This is a genomic window from Streptomyces sp. WAC 06738 (assembly GCF_003945505.1).
Taxonomy (GTDB): domain Bacteria; phylum Actinomycetota; class Actinomycetes; order Streptomycetales; family Streptomycetaceae; genus Streptomyces.
Window position 1 is genome coordinate 752,949 of record NZ_CP029618.1, and the last position, 23,987, is coordinate 776,935.

Annotated in this window: 18 protein-coding genes and 1 pseudogene; 13 read left to right on the forward strand and 6 right to left on the reverse strand. The window is 74.7% G+C overall.

The window, feature by feature from the left end:
• Positions 1–10 precede the first annotated feature (10 nt).
• From DMB38_RS02940 to DMB38_RS02950, 3 genes are read right to left on the reverse strand one after another with little or no spacing between them, the layout of a single operon-like run.
• Positions 11–2,149 carry an acetate--CoA ligase family protein gene (locus tag DMB38_RS02940; protein WP_125933828.1) on the reverse strand — a complete coding sequence of 713 codons (2,139 nt, stop codon included), beginning with the start codon at positions 2,147–2,149 and terminating at the stop codon, positions 11–13.
• 3 nt (positions 2,150–2,152) lie between these two features.
• Positions 2,153–3,382, reverse strand: a complete 1,230-nt coding sequence (frc, locus tag DMB38_RS02945; RefSeq protein WP_125933829.1) for a formyl-CoA transferase — start codon at positions 3,380–3,382, stop codon at positions 2,153–2,155.
• A 9-nt stretch (positions 3,383–3,391) separates the two neighbouring features.
• Positions 3,392–5,101, reverse strand: coding sequence for a thiamine pyrophosphate-binding protein (locus DMB38_RS02950; protein ID WP_125933830.1), 1,710 nt, complete (start codon positions 5,099–5,101; stop codon positions 3,392–3,394).
• A 164-nt stretch (positions 5,102–5,265) separates the two neighbouring features.
• Between DMB38_RS02950 and sucC the strand changes: the two genes are divergently transcribed.
• The 5 genes from sucC (at position 5,266) to DMB38_RS02975 (ending at position 10,189) form a co-directional block, all read left to right on the forward strand.
• Positions 5,266–6,399: an ADP-forming succinate--CoA ligase subunit beta gene (gene sucC, locus DMB38_RS02955; protein WP_125933831.1), complete on the forward strand. Its 1,134-nt coding sequence runs from the start codon at positions 5,266–5,268 to the stop codon at positions 6,397–6,399.
• A 5-nt stretch (positions 6,400–6,404) separates the two neighbouring features.
• Complete coding sequence (gene sucD / locus DMB38_RS02960; protein WP_125933832.1) at positions 6,405–7,280, forward strand: succinate--CoA ligase subunit alpha; 876 nt, start codon at positions 6,405–6,407, stop codon at positions 7,278–7,280.
• Positions 7,277–7,711, forward strand: coding sequence for a carbonic anhydrase (locus DMB38_RS02965; protein ID WP_125933833.1), 435 nt, complete (start codon positions 7,277–7,279; stop codon positions 7,709–7,711). Before sucD ends, DMB38_RS02965 begins: the two co-directional genes overlap by 4 nt.
• Complete coding sequence (locus DMB38_RS02970) at positions 7,708–9,243, forward strand: aldehyde dehydrogenase family protein (RefSeq protein ID WP_125933834.1); 1,536 nt, start codon at positions 7,708–7,710, stop codon at positions 9,241–9,243. Before DMB38_RS02965 ends, DMB38_RS02970 begins: the two co-directional genes overlap by 4 nt.
• A gap of 124 nt (positions 9,244–9,367) precedes the next feature.
• Entirely contained in the window at positions 9,368–10,189 is an 822-nt protein-coding gene (locus DMB38_RS02975; RefSeq protein ID WP_206337629.1) for an SGNH/GDSL hydrolase family protein, read from the forward strand.
• Here the strand turns inward: DMB38_RS02975 and DMB38_RS02980 are convergent.
• Together DMB38_RS02980 and DMB38_RS02985 are read right to left on the reverse strand one after the other, a co-directional pair.
• Complete coding sequence (locus DMB38_RS02980) at positions 10,173–11,792, reverse strand: glycerol-3-phosphate dehydrogenase/oxidase (RefSeq protein WP_164715914.1); 1,620 nt, start codon at positions 11,790–11,792, stop codon at positions 10,173–10,175. The two genes, DMB38_RS02975 and DMB38_RS02980, sit on opposite strands and share 17 nt — an antisense overlap.
• Positions 11,789–12,388 carry a TetR/AcrR family transcriptional regulator gene (locus tag DMB38_RS02985; RefSeq protein WP_125933835.1) on the reverse strand — a complete coding sequence of 200 codons (600 nt, stop codon included), beginning with the start codon at positions 12,386–12,388 and terminating at the stop codon, positions 11,789–11,791. Before DMB38_RS02985 ends, DMB38_RS02980 begins: the two co-directional genes overlap by 4 nt.
• An 82-nt stretch (positions 12,389–12,470) precedes the next feature.
• Between DMB38_RS02985 and DMB38_RS02990 the strand changes: the two genes are divergently transcribed.
• Positions 12,471–14,078 carry an FAD-binding oxidoreductase gene (locus DMB38_RS02990; RefSeq protein ID WP_240662666.1) on the forward strand — a complete coding sequence of 536 codons (1,608 nt, stop codon included), beginning with the start codon at positions 12,471–12,473 and terminating at the stop codon, positions 14,076–14,078.
• A gap of 126 nt (positions 14,079–14,204) precedes the next feature.
• The gene (locus DMB38_RS02995) at positions 14,205–14,996 is read left to right on the forward strand and encodes a diacylglycerol kinase family protein (protein ID WP_125933836.1); all 792 of its coding nucleotides are present in this window, start codon (positions 14,205–14,207) and stop codon (positions 14,994–14,996) included.
• Positions 14,997–15,071: 75 nt separating this feature from the next.
• Here DMB38_RS02995 and DMB38_RS03000 read toward each other — a convergent pair whose 3' ends face one another.
• On the reverse strand, positions 15,072–16,148 hold the full coding sequence (locus DMB38_RS03000; protein WP_125933837.1) for a S1 family peptidase: 1,077 nt from the start codon (positions 16,146–16,148) through the stop codon (positions 15,072–15,074).
• A 435-nt stretch (positions 16,149–16,583) separates the two neighbouring features.
• Between DMB38_RS03000 and DMB38_RS03005 the strand changes: the two genes are divergently transcribed.
• The 6 genes and pseudogenes from DMB38_RS03005 (at position 16,584) to DMB38_RS03030 (ending at position 23,900) form a co-directional block, all read left to right on the forward strand.
• Entirely contained in the window at positions 16,584–17,477 is an 894-nt protein-coding gene (locus DMB38_RS03005; protein ID WP_125933838.1) for a universal stress protein, read from the forward strand.
• Between the two features lie 169 nt (positions 17,478–17,646).
• Positions 17,647–18,804: a winged helix DNA-binding domain-containing protein gene (locus DMB38_RS03010; protein WP_125933839.1), complete on the forward strand. Its 1,158-nt coding sequence runs from the start codon at positions 17,647–17,649 to the stop codon at positions 18,802–18,804.
• 322 nt (positions 18,805–19,126) lie between these two features.
• Entirely contained in the window at positions 19,127–19,756 is a 630-nt protein-coding gene (locus tag DMB38_RS03015) for a transglycosylase SLT domain-containing protein (protein ID WP_125933840.1), read from the forward strand.
• Positions 19,757–20,021: 265 nt separating this feature from the next.
• Entirely contained in the window at positions 20,022–21,770 is a 1,749-nt protein-coding gene (locus DMB38_RS03020; protein ID WP_240661950.1) for a histidine kinase, read from the forward strand.
• A complete protein-coding gene (locus DMB38_RS03025; protein ID WP_125938784.1) occupies positions 21,767–22,405 on the forward strand; it encodes a response regulator transcription factor in 639 nt (212 codons plus the stop codon). The genes DMB38_RS03020 and DMB38_RS03025 overlap by 4 nt, the downstream gene beginning before the upstream one ends.
• Positions 22,406–22,815: 410 nt before the next feature.
• Positions 22,816–23,900 (forward strand): annotated as a pseudogene (locus tag DMB38_RS03030) (mechanosensitive ion channel family protein).
• Positions 23,901–23,987 lie beyond the last annotated feature (87 nt).

Below are 23,987 nucleotides of genomic sequence, written 5' to 3' on the forward strand. Positions count from 1 at the left end.
TGCGGGTGGTTCAGGCGAGCAGCCCCGCCGCTCTCGCCCAGCGGTACTTCGCGCCCAGTACGGCGACCGGCTTCTCGGTCGTGTACGGGTACGCGACGACCCCGTGCTCGAAGAGGTACGCGCTCGCCTCCTCGACCTCCGTGTCGCCCGCGAGGGACGCCACGACAGGCTTGACGTTGCCCTTGGCCCGCTCCTCCGCCACCACCCGGGCGGCGAGTTCGGCGAAGACCATGGGCGGGGTGACGATCGTGTGCCAGTAGCCGAGGACCAGCGCGTGGATGCGCGGGTCGGTGAGGCCCAGCCGGATCGTCGCCTCGTACGTGGCCGGCGGCTCGCCGCCGGTGATGTCGATCGGGTTGCCCGCCGCCCCGAACGGCGGGATGAACCGCATGAACGCCTCGTCCAGGTCGGCCGGGATCTCCATCAGCCGCAGCCCGTTGTCGACCACGGCGTCGGAGAGCAGTACCCCGGAGCCGCCGGCGCCGGTGATGACGACGATGTCGTCGCCTTGCGGCGTGGGCAGCACGGGCAGCGCGCGGGCGTACTCCAGCATGTCGTTCAGCCCCGGCGCGCGGATCACGCCGGCCTGGCGCAGCACGTCGTCGTAGACCGCGTCGTCACCGGCCAGCGCCCCGGTGTGGGAGCCCGCGGCCTTCGCACCGGCGCTGGTGCGGCCGGCCTTGAGGACGACGACGGGCTTCTTCGGCACGGTGGCGCGGGCGGCCTCGACGAAGGCGCGGCCGTCCTTCAGGTCCTCCAGGTGCATCGCGATGCAGGTGGTGTTCTCATCCTCGCCGAAGTAGGTGAGGAGGTCGTCCTCGTCCACGTCGGACTTGTTGCCGAGGCCGACGATCGCGGAGACGCCGGTCTTCGTGGTCCTGGCGAAGCCGAGGATGGCCATGCCGATGCCGCCGGACTGGGAGGTCAGCGCCACGCCGCCCTTCACGTCGTACGGCGTGCAGAAGGTGGCGCAGAGGTCCTGCCAGGTGGAGTAGTAGCCGTAGATGTTGGGGCCGAGGATGCGGACGCCGTACTCGGCGGCGATGTCCACGATCCGGCGCTGGAGTTCGTGCTCGCCGGTCTCGGCGAAGCCCGAGGGGATGAGCACGGCGTTGGGGACGCCCTTGCGGCCCACCTCCTCCAGCGCGGCCGGGACGTACGCCGCGGGGATGGCGAAGACGGCGACGTCGACGTCGCCCGGCACGTCGGCGACGGTCTTGTACGCCTTGCGCCCCAGGATGTCGTCGGCCTTGGGGTTCACGGGATGGATGTCGCCGGGGAAGCCGCCGTCGACGAGGTTGCGCATCACCGAGTTGCCGATCTTGCCGGTCTCGTTGGAGGCGCCGATGACGGCCACGGAGCGCGGCTTCATCAGCCGGTTCATCGCCGTCAGGATCTCCTCGCGGCCGAACCGGCGGCGCGCCTCCGGCTCCCCCTCGCCGAGGAGGATCCGCACGTCTGCGGCGAGCGCACCGTCGGGGGTGGCGATCACCGGGTTGAGGTCGACCTCCGCGATCTCGGGGAAGTCCGCGGCGAGTTCGGAGACCCGGCGGATCTGGCCGGCCAGCGCCCGCCGGTCGACGGCCTGCTCGCCGCGCACCCCGCGCAGCACCTCGGCGGCGCGGATGGAGTCGAGCATGCCGGCGGCCTCGTCCCCGGTCACCGGCGCGAGCCGGAAGGTGACGTCCTTCAGCACCTCGACCAGCACCCCGCCGAGGCCGAACGCGACGACCTTGCCGAAGGTGGGGTCGGTGACGGCCCCGACGATGACCTCCCGGCCCGCCGGCAGTTGCTGCTGGACCTGGACGCCGTCGATCCGGGCGGCCGGGTCGTACGCGCGGGCGTTGGCGACGATCCGCGTGAACGCCGCGCGTACGGCGGCGGCGTCGGCGAGGCCGACCTCCACTCCCCCGGCGTCGGTCTTGTGCACGATGTCCGGCGAGACGATCTTCAGCACGACCGGCCCGTCGAAGCCGTCGGCCAGCGCCACCGCCTCCTCCACGTCCCCGGCCAGTCCCTCGCCGGGCACGGCGATGCCGTACGCGTCCGCGATCCGCTTCGCCTCGGGGGCGGTGAGCGCGGTGCGGCCCTGGGCGCGTACCTCCGCGAGCACCTCGCGGACCGCCGCGGTGTCCTTGGCGCCGTCCATCTCTCAGATCACTCCGTCCGTCTTGAGGGCGGCCATGTCCGCTGCGGTCAGGCCCAGTTCGCTGCCGTAGATGTCGTGGTTGTGCTCGCCGAGGAGCGGGGAGCGGCCGATGGCCGCGGGCGAGTCGGAGAGCCGGAGCGGGCTGCCGACGGTGACGTACGTGCCGCGCTCGGGGTGCTCGACCTCAACGACGATCCCGTTGTCCCGCAGGCTGGCGTCCTCGATGATCTCCTTGGTGGAGAGGATCGGGCCGCAGGGGATGTTGTGCGCGTTGAGCTTCTCCAGCACCTCCCACTTGGGCAGGGTGCTCGACCACTCCTCGATGAGCTGGAACATCTTGCCGAGCTTCGGCAGCCGCGCCTCGGGCGTGGCCCACTCGGGGTCCTCGGCCAGTTCGGGGCGGCCGATCAGTTCGGTGAGCGGCTGCCAGCCGACGGGCTGGACGATGACGTACACGTAGTCGTTGGGGCCGCCGGGCGCGCAGCGGACCGCCCACCCGGGCTGGCCGCCACCGGAGGCGTTGCCGGAGCGCGGCACCTCGTCGCCGAAGTCCTCGTTGGGGTATTCGGCGAGGGGGCCGTGCGTCAGCCGCTGCTGGTCGCGGAGCTTGACCCGGCAGAGGTTGAGCACGGCGTGCTGCATGGCGACGTTGACGCGCTGGCCGCGGCCGGTGCGGGTGCGCTGGTAGAGCGCGGCGAGGATGCCGGCGACGGTGTGCACGCCGGTGCCGGAGTCGCCGATCTGCGCGCCGGTGGCCAGCGGCGGGCCCTCCTCGAAGCCGGTGGTGGCCATGGAGCCGCCCATGGCCTGGGCGACGACCTCGTACGCCTTGAAGTCGGTGTACGGGCCCTCGCCGAAGCCCTTGATCGAGGCGTAGACGATGCGCGGGTTGATCTCCTGGATCCGCTCCCAGGTGAAGCCCATGCGGTCGACGGCGCCGGGGCCGAAGTTCTCCACCAGCACGTCGCTGCGGCGCACCAGCTCGGTGAGGAGTTCCTTGCCGCGCGGGGTCTTGGTGTTGAGGGTGATGCTGCGCTTGTTGCCGTTGAGCATCGTGAAGTAGAGGCTGTCGACGTCCGGGAGGTCGCGCAGTTGCTTGCGGGTGATGTCGCCCGCGGGCGCCTCCAGCTTGATCACGTCGGCGCCGAGCCAGGCGAGCAACTGCGTGGCGGAGGGCCCGGACTGGACGTGGGTCATATCGAGGACGCGAACGCCCTCAAGGGCCTTCGTCATGGGGTCACCTCACTTGTACATGGTCTGGTTCATGGTTCCGGGGGCGTACGCGTCCGGGTCGACCCAGACGTTGACGAGCGACGGCTTGCCGGACTCGCGGGCGCGGCGCAGCGCGGGGCCGATCTCGGCGGGGTCGCGGACCTCTTCGCCGTGGCCGCCGAGCATGCGGGCGAACTCGTCGTACGGGACGTCGCCCAGGGTGTTGCCGACGCGCTCGCGCTCGACGCCGTACTTGGCGGCCTGGCCGTAGCGGATCTGGTTCATCGAGGAGTTGTTGCCGACGATGCCGACGAACGGCAGGTCGTAGCGGACGAGGGTCTCGAAGTCCCAGCCGGTGAGCGAGAAGGCGCCGTCGCCGAAGAGGGTGACGACCTCCTTGTCGGGCCTGGCCTGCTTGGCGGCGAGCACGAACGGCACGCCGACGCCGAGGGTGCCGAGCGGCCCGGGGTCCATCCAGTGGCCGGGGCTGCGGGGCTGGACGACCTGTCCCGAGAAGGTGACGATGTCGCCGCCGTCGCCGATGTAGATGGAGTCCTCGGTGAGGAAGTCGTTGATCTCGCTCACCAGCCGGTACGGGTGGATGGGCGAGGCGTCGGAGGTGAGCTGCGGCAGCCGCTTGGCGCGCGCCTTCTCCTCCACCGTGCGCAGCTCCTCCAGCCACTCCTTGCGCTTGGCGGCGCCGCCGTTGAGGCGGCCGGACGCGGCCTGCGCGGCGGCGGCGAGGACGAGTCCCGCGTCGCCGACGATGCCGAGGTCGACGTCGCGGTTCTTGCCGACCGTGCGGTAGTCGAGGTCGATCTGCACGACGGTCGCGGTCGGCGAGAGCCGCCTGCCGTAGCCCATCCGGAAGTCGAAGGGCGTGCCGACGATGACGATGAGGTCCGCCTCGGTGAAGGCGTACCTGCGGGAGAGCTGGTAGTGGTGTGGGTCGCCGGGCGGCAGGGTGCCGCGGCCGGCGCCGTTCATGTACGCGGGCACGTTCAGGGCGCGTACGAAGTCGATGGCGGCGGCGGTGCCGCGGGTCGTCCAGACCTGGCTGCCGAGCAGCACGGCCGGCTTCTCGGCGTGCACGAGGAGGTCGGCGAGCTTCTCGATGGCCTCGGGGTCGCCGGCGCCGCGGGTGGAGGCGCGGTAGTGGCCGGCGCGCGGTATGCGGGCCTGGTCCACCGGGACCTTGGCGTCGAGCACGTCGCGCGGGATCTCCAGGAAGGACGGCCCGGGGGCGCCGTGGTAGCACTCCCGGAAGGCCATGGAGACCATGTCCGCGACCCGCGCGGTGTGCGGCACGGTGGCGGCGAACTTGGTGATCGGCGCCATCATGTCGACGTGCGGGAGGTCCTGGAGCGAGCCCATCTTGTGCTGGGTCAGGGCCCCTTGGCCGCCGATGAGCAGCATGGGGCTCTCGGCGCGCAGGGCGTTGGCCACGCCGGTGACCGCGTCGGTGGTGCCGGGGCCCGCGGTGACGACCGCGCAGCCGGGCTTGCCGGTCAGCCGGGCGTATCCGTCGGCGGCGTGCGCGGCCACCTGTTCGTGCCGTACGTCGACGACCTCGATGCCCTCGTCGACGCAGCCGTCGTAGATGTCGATGATGTGGCCGCCGCAGAGCGTGTAGATGACCTCGACGCCCTCTGACTTGAGCGCCTTGGCGACGAGGTGGCCGCCGGAGATGTGGTCGGGGTCTCCGGGGGTGCCGGGGTTGCCGGATGTGCCGTCGGACATGGGAGTTCAGTCCCTTCACCGGTGCGTTCGCTGTCACTCTGTACATTGCATACAGGACACGAATACTGTATGCAGACGGTTATCCCGCATCGGTGAGTCGATGTCCAGGGGGCGTGCACCGGAAATCTCCAAGTCGGATGCGACCAACGGAAGGTGCCCTTGAGATGGATCTGTTCGAGTACCAGGCGCGGGAGTTGTTCCGCAGGCACGGCGTTCCCGTGCCCGACGCGGCGGTGGCGTCCGACCCGGCGGGGGTCCGGGCGGCCGCCCGGGTGCTGGGGGGCGGGACGGTGGTCAAGGCCCAGGTGAAGACGGGCGGCCGGGGCAAGGCGGGCGGGGTGCGGCTCGCCCCGGACGCGGCGGCGGCCGAGGCCGCGGCGCGGGACATCCTCGGCATGGACATCAAGGGCCACCGGGTGGACAAGGTGATGGTCGCGAGGACCGCGGACGTCGCCGGCGAGTTCTACGTCGCGTACCTGCTGGACCGCGCCGCGGGCACGTTCCTGGCCATGGCCTCGGCGGAGGGCGGCATGGACGTCGAGGAGGTCGCGGCGGCCCGTCCCGAGGCGCTGGCGCGGATCCCGGTGGACCCGGCGGAGGGTGTCACCGAGGCCGTGGCGCGGCGCATCGCCACGGCCGGCGGGCTGCCCGCGGCGGCCGTGCCCGTCCTGGTGGCGCTCTGGGAGGTGTGCGCGGCGGAGGACGCGCTGCTCGTCGAGGTCAACCCGCTGGTCACCACCGCCGACGGCACGGTCCTGGCGCTGGACGGCAAGGTGACGCTGGACGACAGCGCCGGCTTCCGGCACCCGGAGCACGCGGCGTACGACGTGCCGGACGAGGCCGGTTCGCTGGAGGCGACGGCGCGCGCGAAGGGGCTCAACTACGTGAAGCTCGACGGCCGGGTGGGGATCGTCGGCAACGGCGCCGGGCTCGTCATGTCGACACTCGACGTGGTCGCCAGGAACGGCGCCGCGCCCGCCAACTTCCTCGACATCGGCGGCGGCGCCTCCGCGGACGTCATGGCCGACGGGCTCGGCGTGATCCTCGCCGACCCCGACGTCGAGTCCGTCTTCGTCAACGTCTTCGGCGGCATCACCGCCTGCGACGCGGTCGCCGACGGCATCGTGCGCGCGCTGGAGCGGATCGAGCTGACCCGCCCGCTGGTGGTCCGCCTCGACGGCAACAGCGCGGAACGCGGCCGGCAGATCCTCGCCGCCGCCCGGCACCCCCAGGTCACCCAACTGGACACGATGGACGGCGCCGCCGCGCGGGCGGCCGCCGTACCGGCAAGGAGCTGATCCCCATGGCAGTCTTCCTCACCGCGGCGAGCAAGGTCGTCGTCCAGGGCATGACCGGCGCCGAGGGCCGCAGGCACACCCGGCGGATGCTGGCGTCCGGCACCGCCGTCGTCGGCGGCGTCAACCCGCGCAAGGCGGGCACCAGCGTGGCGTTCGACGACCGCGAGGTCCCGGTCCACGGCACCGTCAAGGAGGCCGTCGCCGCCACCGGCGCGGACGTGTCCGTCGTCTTCGTGCCGCCGCCGTACGTCAAGGACGCCGTGGCCGAGGCGGTCGACGCCGGGGTCGGGCTCGTCGTCGTCATCACCGAGGGCGTCCCCGTCCACGACACCGTCGCCTTCAGGGCCCGCGCCGAGGCCGCGGGCGTACGGCTCGTCGGCCCCAACTGCCCCGGGCTGATCTCCCCCGGCCTCTCCAACGCCGGCATCATCCCCGCGGACATCACCGGCCCCGGCCGCATCGGCCTGGTGTCGAAGTCCGGCACGCTCACGTACCAGTTGATGTACGAGCTGCGCGACCTCGGCTTCTCCACCTGTGTCGGCATCGGCGGCGACCCGGTCGTCGGCACCACGCACATCGACTGCCTGCGCGCCTTCGAAGCGGACCCGGACACCGAACTCGTCGTGATGATCGGCGAGATCGGCGGCGACGCCGAGGAGCGGGCCGCGGACTACATCAAGGCCCACGTGACCAAGCCCGTCGTCGGCTACGTCGCGGGCTTCACCGCCCCCGAGGGCAAGACCATGGGCCACGCCGGCGCCATCGTCTCCGGCTCCTCGGGCACGGCCCAGGCGAAGAAGGAAGCCCTGGAGGCCGCCGGCGTGAAGGTCGGCACCACCCCGTCGGAGACGGCGCGGCTGGCCCGCGGGGCGCTGGGATGACCGGCACCGAGGACCTGCTCGCCCGGCGCCGGGGCGGCGCGGCCCTCGCCCCGCTCGATCCGGCGGCCAGGACACCGGCCAGCAGGGTCGCCGTACTCGCCTGCATGGACGCCCGGCTGGGCGTGGAGGCCATGTTCGCGCTGCGGCCGGGCGACGCCCACGTCATCCGCAACGCGGGCGGGTGCGTCACCCCCGACGCGCTCGACTCGCTGCGGCTGAGCCAACTGCGCGGCGGCACGCGCGAGATCGTGCTCGTCCACCACGAGGACTGCGCCGCCCTCGACGAGCCGGCGGCCGACCTCGTGCGCTGCCTCGGCCGGCTCGCGGCGAGCGACCGGCTGCCCCACCGGGAGGTGGTGCGCGGCTTCCTCTACACGCGCGGCGGCGAGCTGCGCGAGATCGGCCCCGGACGAGCGGAGACACCCTCGTGACCCTCATCCTCAAGCCCGGCACGGCGTGGCCGGACGTCTGGGCGCGCTGCCTCGCGGCGGCGCCCGAGGCGTTCCGCGACGAACGCGTGCTCAACCACTGGAACGGCGTCTGGCGGGCCGACGGCCGCCCGCTGCCCGCCGCTTCGCCGGTGGACGGCACGCCGATCGCGGGGCCGCCCCGGCTGGACGCGGACACCGCGCACGCCGCGGTACGCACCGCTCTCGACGCCCACAGGAGCTGGCGCCACCTGCGGCTGGCGGAGCGCAAGGCGCGGGTGTCGACGGCCCTCGACGCCATCGAGGAACACCGCGACCTGCTCGCGCTGCTCCTCGTCTGGGAGATCGGCAAGCCGTGGCGGCAGGCCACGGCGGACGTGGACCGCGCCGTGGACGGCGTGCGCTGGTACGTCGAGGAGATCGACGGCATGCTCGCGGGCCGGACCCCGCTGCCGGGGCCGGTCAGCAACATCGCGAGCTGGAACTACCCGATGAGCGTGCTCGTGCACGCCAAGCTCGTCTGCGCGCTGGCCGGCAACGCGGCCATCGCCAAGACCCCGACCGACGGCGGCCTGGCGTGTCTGACCCTGGCCTGCGCGCTGGCCGTGCGCGCGGGCGTGCCGCTGACACTGGTCTCCGGCAGCGGCGGCGAGCTGTCCGAGGCGCTGGTACGGGCGCCGGAGCTGGGCTGCGTGTCCTTCGTCGGCGGGCGCGACACCGGCGGGCGGGTGGCCGCCGCGCTGGCCGACCTGGACAAGCCGCACGTGCTGGAGCAGGAGGGGCTGAACTGCTGGGGGGTGTGGAACTACTCGGGCTGGGCCACGCTCACCCCGCAGGTGCGCGCCACCTTCGACTACGCCAAGCAGCGCTGCACCGCCTACCCCCGGTTCGTCGTCCAGCGCGCCGCCTTCGCCGACTTCCTGGCGGCGTACCTGCCGGCGGTCGGCTCCGTACGCGTCGGGCATCCGCTCGCGGTGGCGCGGCCCGGAGATCCGCTGCCGGACCTCGACTTCGGGCCGCTGATCAGCGCCGCGAAGGCCAAGGAGCTGGCGGACCTGGTGGCGCACGCGGTGGACCGGGGCGCGGTGCCGCTGTACCGGGGGCGGCTCGCGGACGCGCATCTGCTGCCGGGCCAGGACACCTCCGCGTACGCCGCGCCGGTGACGCTGCTGGACCCGCCGGCGGCCTCGCCGCTGCACCACGCGGAGCCGTTCGGCCCGGTCGACTCGATCGTGCTGGTCGACACCGAGGCGGAGCTGCTGGCGGCGATGAACGCCTCCAACGGCGCCCTGGTCGCCACCCTCTCCTGCGACGACCAGGAGTTCTACGACCGGGTGGCGCCGCAGATACGGGCGTTCAAGAAGGGCCGCAACGCGCCGCGTTCGCGCGGGGACCGGGCCGAGCTCTTCGGCGGCTTCGGCGCCTCGTGGCGCGGCGCGTTCGTCGGCGGGCACCTGCTGGTGCACGCCTTCACCGAGGGACCGGCGGGCGAACGCCCGCCGGGCAACTTCCCCGATTATCAGCTCATGCCCTGATGAACGCGCGTCACACGGACTGAACGGCTCATCACGGGCGCGCAGTTGCAACTTGGCATGGACATGGGTTTCAGGGGGCAGGGTGTGGTTACCACTCGGTACAACCTCACCCCCAGGGGGTTCCATGAGAACTGCCCGGCCCTTGCGGCTGCTGCTGGGTTTCCTCGTCGCCACCACAGTGGCGCTGCTCGGCAGCGTGCCCGCGCAGGCCGCCGAGAGCGCGGCCGGCACGAGCGCCTACGCCGAAAACTACGTGGCGCTCGGCGACTCCTACTCCTCCGGAGTGGGCGCAGGCTCGTACGACTCGGCGAGCGGCGACTGCAAACGCAGCAACAACGCCTACCCGGTGCGGTGGAAGAACGCGCACGCCCCGGCGTCCTTCTCCTTCACCGCCTGCTCCGGCGCCCGTACCAACGACGTCATCAACAACCAGCTCGGCCCGCTCAACTCCGGCACCACCCTCGTCTCCATCAGCATCGGCGGCAACGACGCGGGCTTCGCCGACGCCATGACCACCTGTGTGCTCCAGGGCGAGACGGCCTGTATCAACCGCATCAACCAGGCGCGCACCTATATCGAAGGCACCCTTCCCGGGCGGCTGGACGCGGCGTACAACGCGATCACCGCCCGCGCCCCCAACGCGCAGGTCGTCGTGCTCGGCTACCCGCGGATGTACAAGCTCAACGGCGGCTGCATCTTCGGCCTCAGCGAGCGCTCCAGGACCGCCATCAACGGCGCCTCGGACCTGCTGAGCGACGTCACCGCCAAGCGCGCGGCCGACCACGGCTTCGCGTACGGCGACGTCCGGCCGGCGTTCTCCGGGCACGAGATCTGCTCGGACAGCGAATGGCTGCACAGCGTCACCTTCCCCATCGGTGACTCGTACCACCCCACGGCGGCCGGGCAGTCCGGCGGCTACTACCCCGTGTTCAACGCCCTGGCCTGACCGCCACGGGCACCGCGGACAGCACCTCGCGGGCGGCCGCCAGTGCGGCCGCCCGCTCCGCCGCCACCAGCCCCAGCCGGGTGCGCCGGTCCAGCAGGTCGGCCTCGTCGAGGGCGCCCTCGTGGCGTACGGCCCACACCAGCTCGGCGCGGGTGACCGGGTACCCCGGGACGACCGGCGCGGCGAGCGCCGGCTCGGCGGCGGCCAGCGCCTGCACCGCGGGCGCCTCCGTCCCGTAGCGCTGCACCAGCCGGCGCGGCGCGTCGAGCCCGGCCAGCTCCGCCGCGGGCGCGGCGCCGACGAGCGGCAGCCGGGCGGTGCGGCACGGGCCCGCGGTCAGTCCCGCGCAGGACACGGCCGTGTCCACCGCGTCCTCCGCCATCCGCCGGTACGTCGTCAGCTTGCCGCCGACGACGGTGACCACGCCGTCCGGGGAGGTGAGGATCGCGTGCCTGCGGGAGAGGTCGGCGGTGCTGCCGTCGCTCTCCAGCAGCGGGCGCAGCCCGGCGAAGGCGCCGACGACGTCCGACCGGCGCACCGGCACGTCCAGCGCCGAGTCCAGCACGTCCAGCAGGAAGCCGACGTCCGTCTCCGGCGCCGCCGGCACGTCCGGCACCTCGCCACCGGCCGGCTCGTCGGTGAGCCCCACGTACACCCGGCCGTCGTCCTGCGGCAGCACCAGCGCGAACCGTCCCGTCGCCCCGGGGATCGGGATGTGCACCCCGGCCCCGCCGGGCTGCCTCCCCATCCCCAGCGCCTCGGCGCGCAGCACCAGATGCGTGCCGCGCGAGGGGCGCAGCCGCACCCCCGGGACCAGCGAACCGGCCCACACCCCAGCCGCGTTGACCACCGCGCGGGCGCGGATACGGAGCCGCTCCCCCGTCGTCTCGTCGCGGGCCACGGCGCCGGTGCCGGTCAGCTCCTCCGCACGGACCCGGGTCAGCACCCGGGCCCCGTACCCCGCGGCCGTCCGCGCGACGGCCGTCACCAGCCGGGCGTCGTCGGTCAGTTGCCCGTCCCAGGAGAGCAGCCCGCCGCGCAGCCCGTACCGCCGCAGCCCGGGGACGAGCTGCCCGGTCTCCACCGCGGAGAGCCGGCGGGGCGCCGGCAGCGCCGCGCGGGAGGTGCGCGCGGCGGCGCGCAGCAGGTCGCCCGAGCGCAGCCCGGCCCAGGCGACGGCGGCCTGCGCGCGGGTGGTGAGCGGGGTGAGCGGGATGACGAACGGCTGGGCGTGCACGAGGTGCGGCGCGATGTGCTCCAGCAGCGCGCCGCGCTCCACCGCGCACTCGCGGGCGATGCCGACCTGCCCCGAGGCGAGGTAGCGCAGCCCGCCGTGGATGAGCTTGCTGCTCCAGCGCGACGTGCCGAACGCGAGGTCGTGCGCGTCGATCGCGGCGACGGAGAGACCGCGCGCGGCGGCGTCCAGGGCGACGCCCGCGCCGGTGGCGCCGAGCCCGACGACCAGCAGGTCGACGCGCTCGCCGGCCGCCAGCGCGGCCAGCTCGCGGGTGCGGCGGCGGGCGTTCAGGGAGAAGTCCCGGGGGGCGTCGGCCGCGCTCGCGGCACTCGGGCCGGCGGGCCCGCCGGGGGGCTGCACGGTCATGGCGAGAGCATCCTCTCCAGCACTCCGCGCAGCTCGTGCTCGAACGCGGCGGTGCCGAGGTCGGGGTCGTCCTCGTCGGTCATGGTGCGCATGGAGAAGGTGAAGGACTGCACGACGAGCAGCGCGGCCCTGGCCTGCCGCACCGCGTGCCCCTCGCGTACGGAGCCGTCGGCGTGGCCCTTGCGGATGTCGTCGGCGATCAGGTCGAGCAGGACGTCCTGGCTGGCGCCGCGGCGGTCGAGCATGTACGGCAGCAGCAGTTCGGGGTCGACGTCGAGGATTTTGCGGAACAACGGGTGCGCGCGCAGCGCGCGCGAGCCCTCCGTGAGCCCCGCCACCAGGACCTCGCGCGCGTTCGCCGCGCCGTCCGCGGCGGGGAGCGCCCCGCGCGCGACGCCGATCCACTCGCGCGTCATGAGATCGCCCACGAGGGACTGCACGTCGGGCCAGCGCCGGTACAGCGTCATCCGCGACACGCCCGCGCGGCGGGCCACGTCCGTGAGCGTGGTGCGGCGCACGCCCACGGCCAGGACGCAGTCCCGCAGCGCGTCGAGCGCGAGGTCGTCCAGCGAGGGCTTGTGACGTTTCGACTTCACCTGTCACAGTGTAACGAGGATGGCGGTGGAGGAAACCCCTCCGGCCGGGGTGCCGGGCCCGTACGGGAGGTTCGCGTTGGACATGCTGTGGAACGGGTGGGGCGACCCCGGGCAGGCGGCGCCGCTCCCCGACGGCGTCCGCGACCTGCTGCGCGACCTGCTGGGCGTACGGCCCGCGGAATCCCCGCCGGTGGCCCTCGCCGACCTCGACGTGCCGCCGCCGCGGCTCGGCGCGGACGTCCTCGACGCGCTCGCGGGCGCGGCGGGCGGCGCGGCGCACGTACGCACCGACGCGGCGAGCCGGGTGCGGCACACCCGCGGCAAGTCCACGCCCGACCTGCTGCGCATCCGCGCCGGGGAGGTCGCGGACGCGCCGGACGCGGTGGTGCTGCCCGGCGGCCACGACGAGGTACTGGCGGTGCTCCGCGCGTGCGCGGAGCGGCGGGTGGCGGTGGTGCCGTTCGGCGGCGGCACGTCGGTGACCGGCGGACTCGCGCCGTACGCAAACGGGGGCGGCTTCTCCGGCGTCGTCGCCCTCGACCTGCGCCGGCTGGACCGGCTGACGGCGCTCGACGAGGTCGCGCGCACCGCGGAGCTGGAGGCGGGCCTGCGCGCGCCGGAGGCCGAACGGCTGCTCGGCGAGCGGGGGTTCACCCTCGGGCACTTCCCGCAGTCCTTCGAGTGGGCGACCGTCGGCGGCTTCGCCGCGACCCGCGGCAGCGGCCAGGCGTCCGCGGGCTACGGGCGGTTCGACGAGATGGTGGTGGGCCTGACGGTGGCGACGCCGGAGGGCACGCTGCGCCTGGGCCGGGCGCCGCGCTCCGCGGCGGGGCCGGATCTGCGGCAGTTGGTGCTGGGTTCCGAGGGCGCGTTCGGGGTGATCACCTCGGTGACCGTACGGGTGCGGCCGCTGCCGCAGGTGCGGGCGTACGAGGGCTGGCGGTTCGGCTCCTTCGACGCCGGCGCGGCGGCCCTGCGCGCGCTGGCGCAGGACGGGCCGCTGCCGACGGTGCTGCGGCTGTCCGACGAGACCGAGACGATGGTGGGCCTGGCGCGCCCGGAGGACCTCGGCGCGCCGGGCGGCTCCTCGCCGGGCGGCTGCCTGGTCGTCACCGGGTACGAGGGCGCGGCGGGCGAGGCGGCGGACCGCCGCGCGGCGGCGCGGGTCGTGCTGCGGGCGGCGGGCGGGGAGTCGCTGGGCGCGGAGCCGGGCGAGTCCTGGGCCGCGGGCCGCTACCGGGCCCCGTACCTGCGCGACGCCCTGCTGGACGCGGGCGCGTTCGCGGAGACGCTGGAGACGGCGGCCTTCTGGCCGGCGCTGCCCCGGCTCTACGAGGCGGTGCGCGGTGCGCTCACGGAGACCCTGACGGCGGCGGGGACACCGCCGCTGGTGATGTGCCACATCTCGCACGTGTACGAGACGGGTGCGTCGCTGTACTTCACGGTGGTCGGCGCCCGCGGCGGCGACCCGCTGGGCGCGTGGGAGCGCGCCAAGGGCGCGGCGAGCGACGCGATCCTGGAGTGCGGCGGCACCATCACGCACCACCACGGCGTGGGCACGGACCACCGCCCGTGGTACGCCCGGGAGATCGGCCCCCTGGCCGTGGCGGCGCTCCGGGCGGTGAAGTCGACGCTGGACCCGGCGGGCATCCTCAACCCGGGCGTGCTGCTGCCGAGGGCGGACGAGTGAGCGGGCGGCGGCGCCCGCTCGGCCCGTCCGGTACGGGACGGCCGTCCGGCCGGCGCGCGGGCCGCCCGCCCCCGGCTCGCCGGTGACCTCCTGACCGTCGTACGCACCACCGAACCGGAGGCCGCCATGCGCCGCTTCACCGCCCTCGTCAATCCCGCCGCCGGCCGGGCCGCCGGGGCGGCCGCGCTCATTCCGCTGGCCCGGGCCCTGCGGGGCGCGGGCGCGCAGGTCGAGGCGGAGTACAGCCGGGGGTTCGGGCACGCCGCCGAGCTGGCCCAACGCGCCGCCGGGGCGGGCCGCACCGTGCTCGCGGTCGGCGGCGACGGGATGGCCGGCACCGTGGCCGGGGCGCTCGCGGAGAGCGACGCGGTGTGCGGGCTGGTGCCCGGTGCGGTCGGGCGCAACGCGGTCGCGCGGGCGCTGGGGCTGCCGCGGGCGGCGGAGGAGCTGGCGGAGCTGCTGCTGCACGGCGAGCCGCGGCCGGTGGACGTGCTGCGGGTCGACGGCGAGGCGCCGTCCTTCGCGCTCGGCGCGGTGTGGATCGGCGCGGGCGCGGCCCGTACGGCACCCGGCCGGGCGCTGGCGTCGCGGCGGTCGGCGCTCTTCCGGATCACCGTGGACGGCACGCCGTACGAGCTGCGCGGCCACACCGCCGTCCTCGCCAACGCCCCCTGCCACGGCGCCCCGGCCGCCCCCGGGTCGGGACCCGGCGTCCTGCTCGACGACGGCGCACTGGACGTCGCGGTCCTCGGCGGCGGCCCGGGGCGGCCGACGCGGACGCGCGGCGAGACGCTGCGCGGGCGGCGCGTGCGGGTCGAGGCGGACCGGCCGATGCCGTACGCCGCCGACGGCATCCCTTCGTCCGGAGTGCCGCTGACGGCGCGGGTGCTGCCGGGGGCGCTCCGGGTGCTGCGCTGACGGCCGGTCCCCCGGCACCTCGCGGTGCCGGGGGACCGGGTCGTACGTGCTGCGCCGGTGCGTGGAGCGCTCCGGTTACGGGATGGTGGCCCCGTACTCGTCGAGGGCCGCGACCACCGGCTCGAAGAACGTCTCGCCGCCGTTGGTGCAGTCGCCGCTGCCGCCCGAGGTGAGGCCGATCGCGTCGCTGCCCGCGAAGAGCGCGCCGCCGCTGTCGCCGGGCTCGGCGCAGACGTCGGTCTGGATCAGACCGTCGACCGTGCCCTCCGGGTAGGTCACCGACACGTCGAGCGCCACGACGCTGCCGTCGTGGAGCTGCGTGGTGCTGCCGCTGCGCTGCACGGTCTCGCCGACCGTGGCCTCACGCGCGCCGGTGATCTCCTGGGCGCTGCCGTCGTAGGTGTCGACCTCGCTCGGGTGCTCGACGTCCGCCGTGTACTTGACGAGCGCCCGGTCGTTGCCCGGGAAGGTCGCGCCCTCGGCCTCGCCGATGACGGGCCCGCCCGAGGACTCGGACCAGGAGCTGCCGCCGAGCTCGACGCAGTGACCCGCGGTGAGGAAGTAGGGCTCCCCGCCCTTGGTCACGTTGAAGCCGAGCGAGCAGCGGGAGCCGCCGGTGTAGATGGCGTCGCCGCCGGAGATGTACGGCTTGAACGTGCCCGCGGTGCGCTTGAGCACGGCCTTGCCGTCCTGCGCCGCGACCTCCTTCTTGAGCTGGGCCAGTTCCGCGCCCGTGACCGTGCTGTCGGCGGTGACGACGACCTGGTTGGTGACCGGGTCGAGCGCGCGCGACGTGCCGGCGGTGGCGCCCTGCGTGAGGTCCGCCTTCGCGGCCTTGAGCTCCTTCGTGGTGTGGTCGACGGTACGCGCACGGGCGCCCGCCGCCTCGGCCTGCTCGGCTGCCTCGTCGTTCACGACGTTGACGACGAGTTCCTTCGCCTGGGCGTCGTAGTACGCCCCTGCTGCCCCGCCCTTGAGGTCCTGGACGAGGGTGCCGGCGAGTTCGCCCGCGGCGGCCGACGACAGCGTGTCGGCGACGGGCTCACTCGTGCTGGCGTTGGCGGTCGCGAGTGTCAGACTGCCGGCGATCAGCGCGGCGGCGCCGACGCCCGCGAGGGCGTACCGGCTCTTGGATATGGCTCGATACCTCAACGTGCTGCCTCCTATGGGGGGTTGGATCCACCCGGTGAGGGGCGGATCTTGGAGGATTTAGTTGGACATGCGCATGCCAAGCAGCGAACAGATTTATCACTGCAAGACAACTCGCCGAGTATGACTAACTCGTGAGTAGCACACAAGGCCACGCTCCTTGTGTGCCAGATCACTTGAGGCCGGGGCAACGGAACGCGTCCAGGAGCCCGGCCGTACGGGCCCTTCGCGGGCGCCTCTGCGGGCGCCCCGGACGGGCCCGGGCGCGGGCGGAGTTGCCCGGCGCACACGGGGCGCGCGGCCCGCGCCGTGCTCCCCCGCGGCCCCCGAAGCACCGGCGGCGACGGCGGCAGAGGGCGCCCGCGGGGCGCGCCCCGGACGTCAAGCGGAAGTGCGCCCCCTCGCCCGCGCCGGGCGCGATGTGCAAGCCTCGGAGGCATGAGAAAGCTGGTGGCAGGGGTGGACGGCTCGGACGCGAGCCTCGCGGCACTCGACTGGGCGGTGGCCGAGTCGGTCCGGCGCGGGGCGGAGCTGCGGATCGTGTACGCGCCGCTGTGGGAGCCGTACGAGCGCACGTGGCCGGAGTTCACCGTCGCCCGGCCGCGCGGCCGGAGCGTGGCGGAGCACGTCCTCGTGACCGCGGCGGACCGCGCCCGCGAACGGGGCCGGGGCATCGAGGTGGAGACGGAACTCCTCTCCGGCGACCCGGTGCCGGCGCTGCTGCGCGAGGCCGAGAAGGGCACGGTGCTGGTCGTCGGCGACCGGGGCCGCGGTGGTCACGACGCGCTGCCGCTGGGCTCGGTGGCGCTGACGGTGGCGGCGCGGGCGGCCTGCCCGGTGGTGGTGGTGCGGGGCGAAGAGGCGGCGCGGCGCGGCGAGTTCGGCCGGATCGTGCTCGGCACCGGGAACGACGGGGCGGAACCGGCGGCCGTCGACTTCGCGTTCCGGGCGGCGCAGGCGCGCGGCTGCAAGGTCACGGCCGTGCACTCGTGGCGCTCGCCGGAGCGGGGCGTGGCGACGCACGCGCACACCCTGGGCGGGGCACCCGACCCGCGGATGCGGGAGGCGGAGTGGGCGCTGGGCCGCGCGGTGCGCGCGGCGGTGGAGCGCCATCCGGACGTACCGCTGGAGCGGCAGTCGCCGGAGGGCCTGCCGCGGGACACGCTGCTGACGGCGGCGGCAGAGGCGGACCTGGTGGTCCTCGGCGCCCGCCGCACCCCGCTCGCGGACGCGACGGCGGGCGCGGGGGCGACGGGCATACAACTGGGCCCGGTCAGCCACGGGGTGCTGCACCTGGCCCCGTGCCCGGTGGCGGTGGTCCGGGAGGACTAGGAGGACTAGAGGGACGGCCGGCGGTCCCGGAAAAGGGGACAGAAGCGGACGCCGCCCAACGTGCCGCCGCCTGGTGACCACCCGGCGCAGGCGGTCGGCGCACCCGCGCCGGGGCGGCTCCCGCGGTCGCGTACGGACCGGTGTCAGACCGGCTCCGTAGGGTGGCGGCATGGTGATCACCACCGCGCAGCGCCGCGCCCGGCTCGCGCACCGCCACTTGCTCGCCGGCCCGGCCCGCGCCACGTCGCCCGAGGAGGTCGCGGAGGCGCTCGCGGGGCTGCACGCGACGGACTCGCCGACCGTCGCGCTGTCCGCCCGCGCCCGGCTGCGCGAGCCGTCGCTCGCCGCACTGGACCGCGCACTGTACGAGGAGGGGGCGCTGCAGCGCATGCACGCCATGCGGCGCACCCTGTGGGTGGTGCCCACGGAGCTGGTGCCCGTCTTCCGTTTCGCCGTCGGCGAGACCGTCGCCGCGCGCGAGCGCGCGCTGCTGGTGAAGCAGCTCGCCACCGCGGGGCCGCAGTACGACGAGGCGTGGCTGGCCGCCGCGGAAGAGCGGGCGCTGGCCGCGCTGGCGGAGCTGGGCGAGGCGAGCGCCGCCGAGGTCACGGCGGCGGTGCCGGAGCTGGCCCTGAGGTACACCCTCTCTCCGGGGAAGCCGTACGAGTCGCGCCCCCGGGCCGGCAGCGGGGTCATGCGGGTGCTGGGCATGGCGGGCCGGATCCGGCGCACCCGGCCGCTGGGCGGCTGGACGTCGGGGCAGTTCCGCTTCGCGGTGGCGCCGCCGGTGGCGCCGATGGACCCGGCGCGGGCGCGCGCCGAGCTGGTGCGGCGCTGGCTGGCGGCGTTCGGGCCGGGGACGCTCGCGGACGTCAAGTGGTGGACCGGGCTGCCGCTGGGCCAGGTCAGGGCCGCGCTGGCGGAGCTGGGGGCGGAGGAAGCGGCGCTCGACGAGGGCGTGGGCTACGTCCTGCCGGGCGATCTCGGCGAGGATCCGGACCCCGGCCCGTGGGCGGCGCTGCTGCCGGGCCTCGATCCGGCCACGATGGGCTGGCGCGACCGCGACTGGTATACGGACCCGGCGCACCGCACGAGGCTCTTCGACAGCGCCGGGAACGCCGGGCCCACGGTCTGGTGGCGCGGCGAGATCATCGGCGCCTGGGCGCAGCGCCGGGACGGCGCCGTGGTGCACCGGCTGCTCGCCGACCGCGGCGCCGAGGCTCGCAGGGCCGTGGCCGCGGAGGCGGAGCGGCTGGAGGGCTGGCTCGCGGAGGAGGGGCTCGTGGTCAGCTTCCCGGCGCCGATGACCAAGGAGCTGACCGGCTGACGCCCAGCCCCGGGCACCCGTGGCGGGGTGCAGACCAAGAGACGGACATGTCCGTTTTAGCGGGTAGCGCCCGCTTTCATTTGTGACCTCACCCACATGGGCTGCGTCACATACGAAGCGCGGTCGTACTCCGCCTCCCGGCGCGGGGGCGCCCGGTGCCTCAGCGAGGGGGCATCCGTTCCGGCTTGTCGCACTACGGGCGGTAGTAACAGGGGTGCGTGACATTCCCGGTTTGTGTCCGTTAAAACTTCCCGAGTCGCCCGTTTTGCCGACTCCGGGCGGCTGTCCCCCCACGTAGGCACACGGAAAGAGACCCGCTCACATGTCTGCTCCCACCCTTCTGCGCCCCGCCGCCGCCCGTCGACGACTCCTGGCCGCAGGCGGCTGGGCCGCCGCGGCCGTAGCCCTCACCGGCGCGGTCGCGCCGCAGGCCGTCGCCGCCGCGCCGCAGAGCGCCACGCCTGCCTCCGCCCACGCCTCCGCACCGTCCAAGCCCTCCGCACCCTCCAAGCCCGCCGCTCCGGCCAAGCCCTCCACACCGGCCAAGCCCTCGGCGCCGGCCAAGCCCTCCGCGCCGGCCAAGCCCTCCGCGCCGTCCTCGTCGCCCTCGTCCCCCGTGCACGCGACGAAGGGCACGAACCTGGACGAGTGGATCAAGCAGGCCATGGACGTCATGGAGCGCCACGACATACCCGGCTCATACGAGGGGATCCACCGCAACATCATCCGTGAGTCCAGCGGCGACCCCAAGGCGATCAACAACTGGGACATCAACGCCGTCAACGGCGTCCCCTCGCAGGGCCTGCTGCAGGTGATCCCGCCCACATTCGACGCCTACCACGTGCCCGGCACCACCAAGAACATCGTCGACCCGGTCGCCAACATCGTCGCCGCGTGCAACTACGCCGCCGACCGTTACGGCTCGATCGACAACGTCTGGGGCGCCTACTGAGCCCGCCGCGCACCGTCCCCCCAGCGGCGGCCCGCCCCGCGCGTACGTGATCCCCGGGACCCCGTCGTCCGGCACTCTCTCTCCCCCGCCGGACGACGGGGTCCCGGCTTTCCGTAACCCCGTCACACCGACTACCGGAATTCACCCTTCCGGTAGTCCCTACCGCCTTCCCCGGGCTTCCGCCCCAGGTCAGACGGCCCGCCAGGGCCGTCTGACGGCCCGCTGGCGGCGACATGCACCCCTCCGGATGGCTTAGCGTTGGCCCGTGCACTCCCCGGAACCGACGCAGGTCATGCGCTGCTGGACGGTGGCCGCCGCGCTGGCCGCCGTCGTCTCCGGCGGCGTCGGCGCCTGGGCGTACGCCGGTACCGGCGCCTCCACCGCCGACCTCCTGCGCGACCTCGCCGTCGGCTGGGCCTACGCGGGCGCCGGCCTCGCCGCCTGGTGGCGGCGCCCGGCCAACGCCACCGGGCCGCTGATGACCGCGGTGGGCGTCACCTGGTTCCTCGGCAACCTCCAGGGCACCACGATCCCGCCGCTCTTCGCCCTCGGCGCCTGGTGGGAGGGGCTGAACGTGGCCGTCCTCGCCCACCTCGTCCTCGCCTACCCCGACGGCCGCACCGGCTCGCCCGCCACCCGCCGGATAGTGCTCCTCGGCTACGGCCTGGTGGCCACCGGCGGCCTGCTGCGGACCCTGGCCTTCGACCCGGCGGCCCACCCTGGCGGCTCCTACCTCGCCTGCCGCGACTGCGGCCCCAACCCGCTCTTCACCCCCGCGCTCGGCGACCTCTTCCCCACGTTCGACGCCGGCTTCCGCGCCATCGGCTGGGCCGTCTCGCTCGCCGTGGTGGTGGCGGTCGTACGCCGCTGGCGGCGCGCCTCCGTCGCCCGCCGCCGCGCGCTGCTGCCGGCCTGGCTCGCCGTCCTGGTCGCCACCTCCTTCCTGCTCTGGGACGTGCTCGTGGTGCTCGTGCCCGCGGGCGAGCCGGTCGAGGGCGCCGTGGGCGTGTTCTCGGACGTGGCGCAGACCGCCGTGCCGCTCGCCTTCCTCGTCGGGCTGCTCCGCATGCGCTTGCAGCGCGCGGAGGTCGGCGGCCTGGTGATGGAGGTCGGCGGGGACCCGGACCCCGGGCGGCTGCGCGAGGCGCTGGTGCCGGTGCTCGGCGACCCGGGGCTGCGGCTGGGGGTGTGGCGGCCCGCGGCCGGCGCGTACGTCGACGCCGCGGGCGAGCCGGTCGAGGAGGCCGCGACGGGCAGCACCCGGATCGACGCGGCCGGCGGCGCCCCGCTGGCGCTGCTGCGCCACGATCCGGCGGTCGCGGAGGACGAGGAGCTGCTGCGCTCGGCGGTCGCCGCGCTGCGGCTCGCGCTGGAGAACGTCTGGCTGCAGGCCGAGGCGCGGGCGGCGGGCGCCCGCGTCGTCGAGGCAGCGGACAGCGAGCGCCGGCGGCTGGAGCGCGACCTGCACGACGGGGCGCAGGCCCGGCTGGTCTTCGCGCTGATGACGCTCCGCCGGGTGGAGAAGGGCCTGGCGGATCACCCCGACGAGGAGCTGCGCCGCTCGGTCGCGGACGTGGAGCGGAGCCTGCGGCTGGCCGTCGAGGAGCTGCGCGGCCTCGCGCACGGCATCCACCCGGCGGTGCTGACCCGCGAGGGGCTGGCGTCCGCGCTGCGGGAGCTGGCCGGGCGGGCGGAGCTGCCGGTGGTGGTGGCCGCGGAGGACCGGCGCTTCGCGCCGCACGTCGAGGCCACCGCGTACTTCACCGTCAGCGAGGCGCTGGCGAACTCCGCCAAGCACGCCCGCGCCCGGGCGGTCAGCGTCAGCGCCCGCCACCGTGACGGCCGGCTGGTCGTCGAGGCGGTGGACGACGGCGTCGGCGGCGCCCGGCACGACCACCTCGGCGGCGGGCTGCGCGGGCTGGCCGACCGGGTCTCGGCCGTGGGCGGCGTCCTCACGGTGCACAGCCCGCCCGGCGGCGGTACGCGCGTGGTCGCGGAGCTGCCGTGCGAGTGATCGTCGCCGAGGACTCCGCGATCCTGCGCGAGGGCATCGTCCGGCTGCTGGGCGACGCGGGCGTCGCGGTCCCCGCGCAGTGCGGCGACGCGGACCCGCTGCTCGCCCTGGTCGAGCGGCACCGCCCGGACGCGGTGCTGCTCGACATCCGGATGCCGCCGACGCACACCGACGAGGGGCTGCGGGCCGCGGCCGCGATCCGCGCCCGGCATCCGGGTACGGGCGTGCTGCTGCTGTCGCAGTACGTCGAGACCGGCACGGTCGTACGGGCGCTCACCGAGGACCCGCGCGGCTTCGGCTATCTGCTGAAGGAGCGGGTCGCCGACGCGGACGAGCTGGCCGGGGCGCTGCACCGGGTGGCGGCGGGCCAGAGCGTCGTGGACCCGCGGGTGGTCACGCACCTGATGCGGTCGCCGCGCGCGGCGGAGCCGCTGGCCGGGCTGACGGCACGGGAGCGGGACGTACTGGCGCTGATGGCGGAGGGGCGCTCCAACGACGCCATCGCGCGGGACCTGGTGATCGGCGGCAAGACCGTCGAGACGCACGTACGGAACATCTTCGTCAAGCTCGGCCTGGAGTCGGACGACTCGGGACACCGGCGGGTGCTGGCCGTGCTCAGGTATCTGCGCGGCTGAACGCCCCCGCCGGGGCAGGCCGCACCCCCGCGGCGGCAGCCCCGGACCGGCGGCGCACGCGGCCGGCTGCGGCCGCGTCGGCGCGCCGCGCCCGGACCGCGGTACCGGCCGCCGCTCCGCGGCGATCCCCCACGCGCGCCCCCGTTCGTCCCCCGCGCATCCCCGCGTGCCCGCCGCGGAGCGGAGCCGGTGCCGACCACCGTAGCCGCGTGGTGCGCACCGCGCCTCAGGGCTGACCCTGAACTTCCGCCTCCGCAACGGCGCGGCCCCACGCGCGCGGACGGGACCGGACCGTCCGGTTCCTACGGTCGCGGGGCCAACCGCCCCGCCGGATACGGCAGGATGGCGAACGCGCCGGATCGCACAGGCGTCCGGACGCCCCCCGTCCCCGAACGAAGACAGGTATCAAGGTGAACCGAGCCCTCACTCTGCACGATCTGGTCGTCGCCGGCTCCGCGATACTCGGCGGCATCGGCGCCGGCCTGCTCCTGCGCGTGCTGCTGGGCTGGCTGGGCAAGGGCGCGACCCGGACGAGCTGGGCCGGCGACGACATCCTCGTCGGCGCGCTGCGCACGATGGCCCCTGGGGCGCGCTGGCCGGCGGCGTCTCGATCGCCGCCGCCGCGCTGCCGCTGAAGCGCCCGGTCGAGCACACGGTGGAGCAGATCGTCGTCGCCGTGCTCATCCTGACGGTCACCGTCGCCGCGGCCCGGGTGGTCGCACAGCTCATGGGCGTCCGCTCCCAGGGGGTGGGCTCGGCCACCATCCTGGTGAACATCACCCGCATCGCGGTACTGGCGATCGGGCTGCTGATCCTGCTGGAGACCCTGGGCATCTCGATCGCCCCGCTGCTCACCGCGCTCGGCGTCGGCGGCCTCGCGGTGGCGCTGGCGCTGCAGGACACCCTCGCCAACCTCTTCGCCGGGGTGCACATCCTGGCCTCCAAGACGGTGCAGGTCGGCGACTACATCCGGCTCAGCAGCGGCGAGGAGGGCTACGTCACCGACATCAACTGGCGCAACACCGTGATCCGCACCCAGTCGGACAACCTCGTCGTCATCCCCAACGACCAGCTCGCCAGCACCATCATGACCAACTACCACCGCCCCGAGCAGGAGCTGTCCATCGTCGTACAGGCGGGCGTGGCGCTCTCCAGCGACCTCGACCTGGTCGAGCGGGTGACGGTGGAGGTGGCGCACGAGGTCATGGCGGCGGTCGAGGGCGGCGTGCCCGACCACGACCCGGTGGTCCGCTTCCACACCTTCGGCGACTCGCGCGCCGGCTTCTCCGTGGTGCTGCGCGCGCTCGAGTTCAGCGACCAGTTCCGGATCAAGCACGAGTTCATCAAGCGGCTGCAACTGCGCTACCGGGAAGAGGGCATCGAGATCGCCCACCCCGTACGCAACATCGTCCTGCAGCACCAGGACACCCCGGTGCTGCTGCCGCGGCAGCGCAAGGAGTCCGACGTGCCCGTCGGCGGCCCGTCCGCGGGCTGACCCCGCGGCGCCCTCCCACCCCCTCCCGTACGGCCCCGCCCGGCGATCCCGCCCCGCCCGGCGGGGCCGGACCGTCCGTGACCGCAC

Bases quoted from the DNA above. Each gene is read 5' to 3' on its own strand.
- DMB38_RS02940 (WP_125933828.1), bottom strand. From the start codon at position 2,149: ATGGACGGCGCCAAGGACACCGCGGCGGTCCGCGAGGTGCTCGCGGAG.
- frc (WP_125933829.1), bottom strand. From the start codon at position 3,382: ATGACGAAGGCCCTTGAGGGCGTTCGCGTCCTCGATATGACCCACGTC.
- DMB38_RS02950 (WP_125933830.1), bottom strand. From the start codon at position 5,101: ATGTCCGACGGCACATCCGGCAACCCCGGCACCCCCGGAGACCCCGAC.
- sucC (WP_125933831.1), top strand. From the start codon at position 5,266: ATGGATCTGTTCGAGTACCAGGCGCGGGAGTTGTTCCGCAGGCACGGC.
- sucD (WP_125933832.1), top strand. From the start codon at position 6,405: ATGGCAGTCTTCCTCACCGCGGCGAGCAAGGTCGTCGTCCAGGGCATG.
- DMB38_RS02965 (WP_125933833.1), top strand. From the start codon at position 7,277: ATGACCGGCACCGAGGACCTGCTCGCCCGGCGCCGGGGCGGCGCGGCC.
- DMB38_RS02975 (WP_206337629.1), top strand. From the start codon at position 9,368: ATGAGAACTGCCCGGCCCTTGCGGCTGCTGCTGGGTTTCCTCGTCGCC.
- DMB38_RS02980 (WP_164715914.1), bottom strand. From the start codon at position 11,792: ATGACCGTGCAGCCCCCCGGCGGGCCCGCCGGCCCGAGTGCCGCGAGC.
- DMB38_RS02990 (WP_240662666.1), top strand. From the start codon at position 12,471: ATGCTGTGGAACGGGTGGGGCGACCCCGGGCAGGCGGCGCCGCTCCCC.
- DMB38_RS02995 (WP_125933836.1), top strand. From the start codon at position 14,205: ATGCGCCGCTTCACCGCCCTCGTCAATCCCGCCGCCGGCCGGGCCGCC.
- DMB38_RS03005 (WP_125933838.1), top strand. From the start codon at position 16,584: ATGAGAAAGCTGGTGGCAGGGGTGGACGGCTCGGACGCGAGCCTCGCG.
- DMB38_RS03010 (WP_125933839.1), top strand. From the start codon at position 17,647: ATGGTGATCACCACCGCGCAGCGCCGCGCCCGGCTCGCGCACCGCCAC.
- DMB38_RS03015 (WP_125933840.1), top strand. From the start codon at position 19,127: ATGTCTGCTCCCACCCTTCTGCGCCCCGCCGCCGCCCGTCGACGACTC.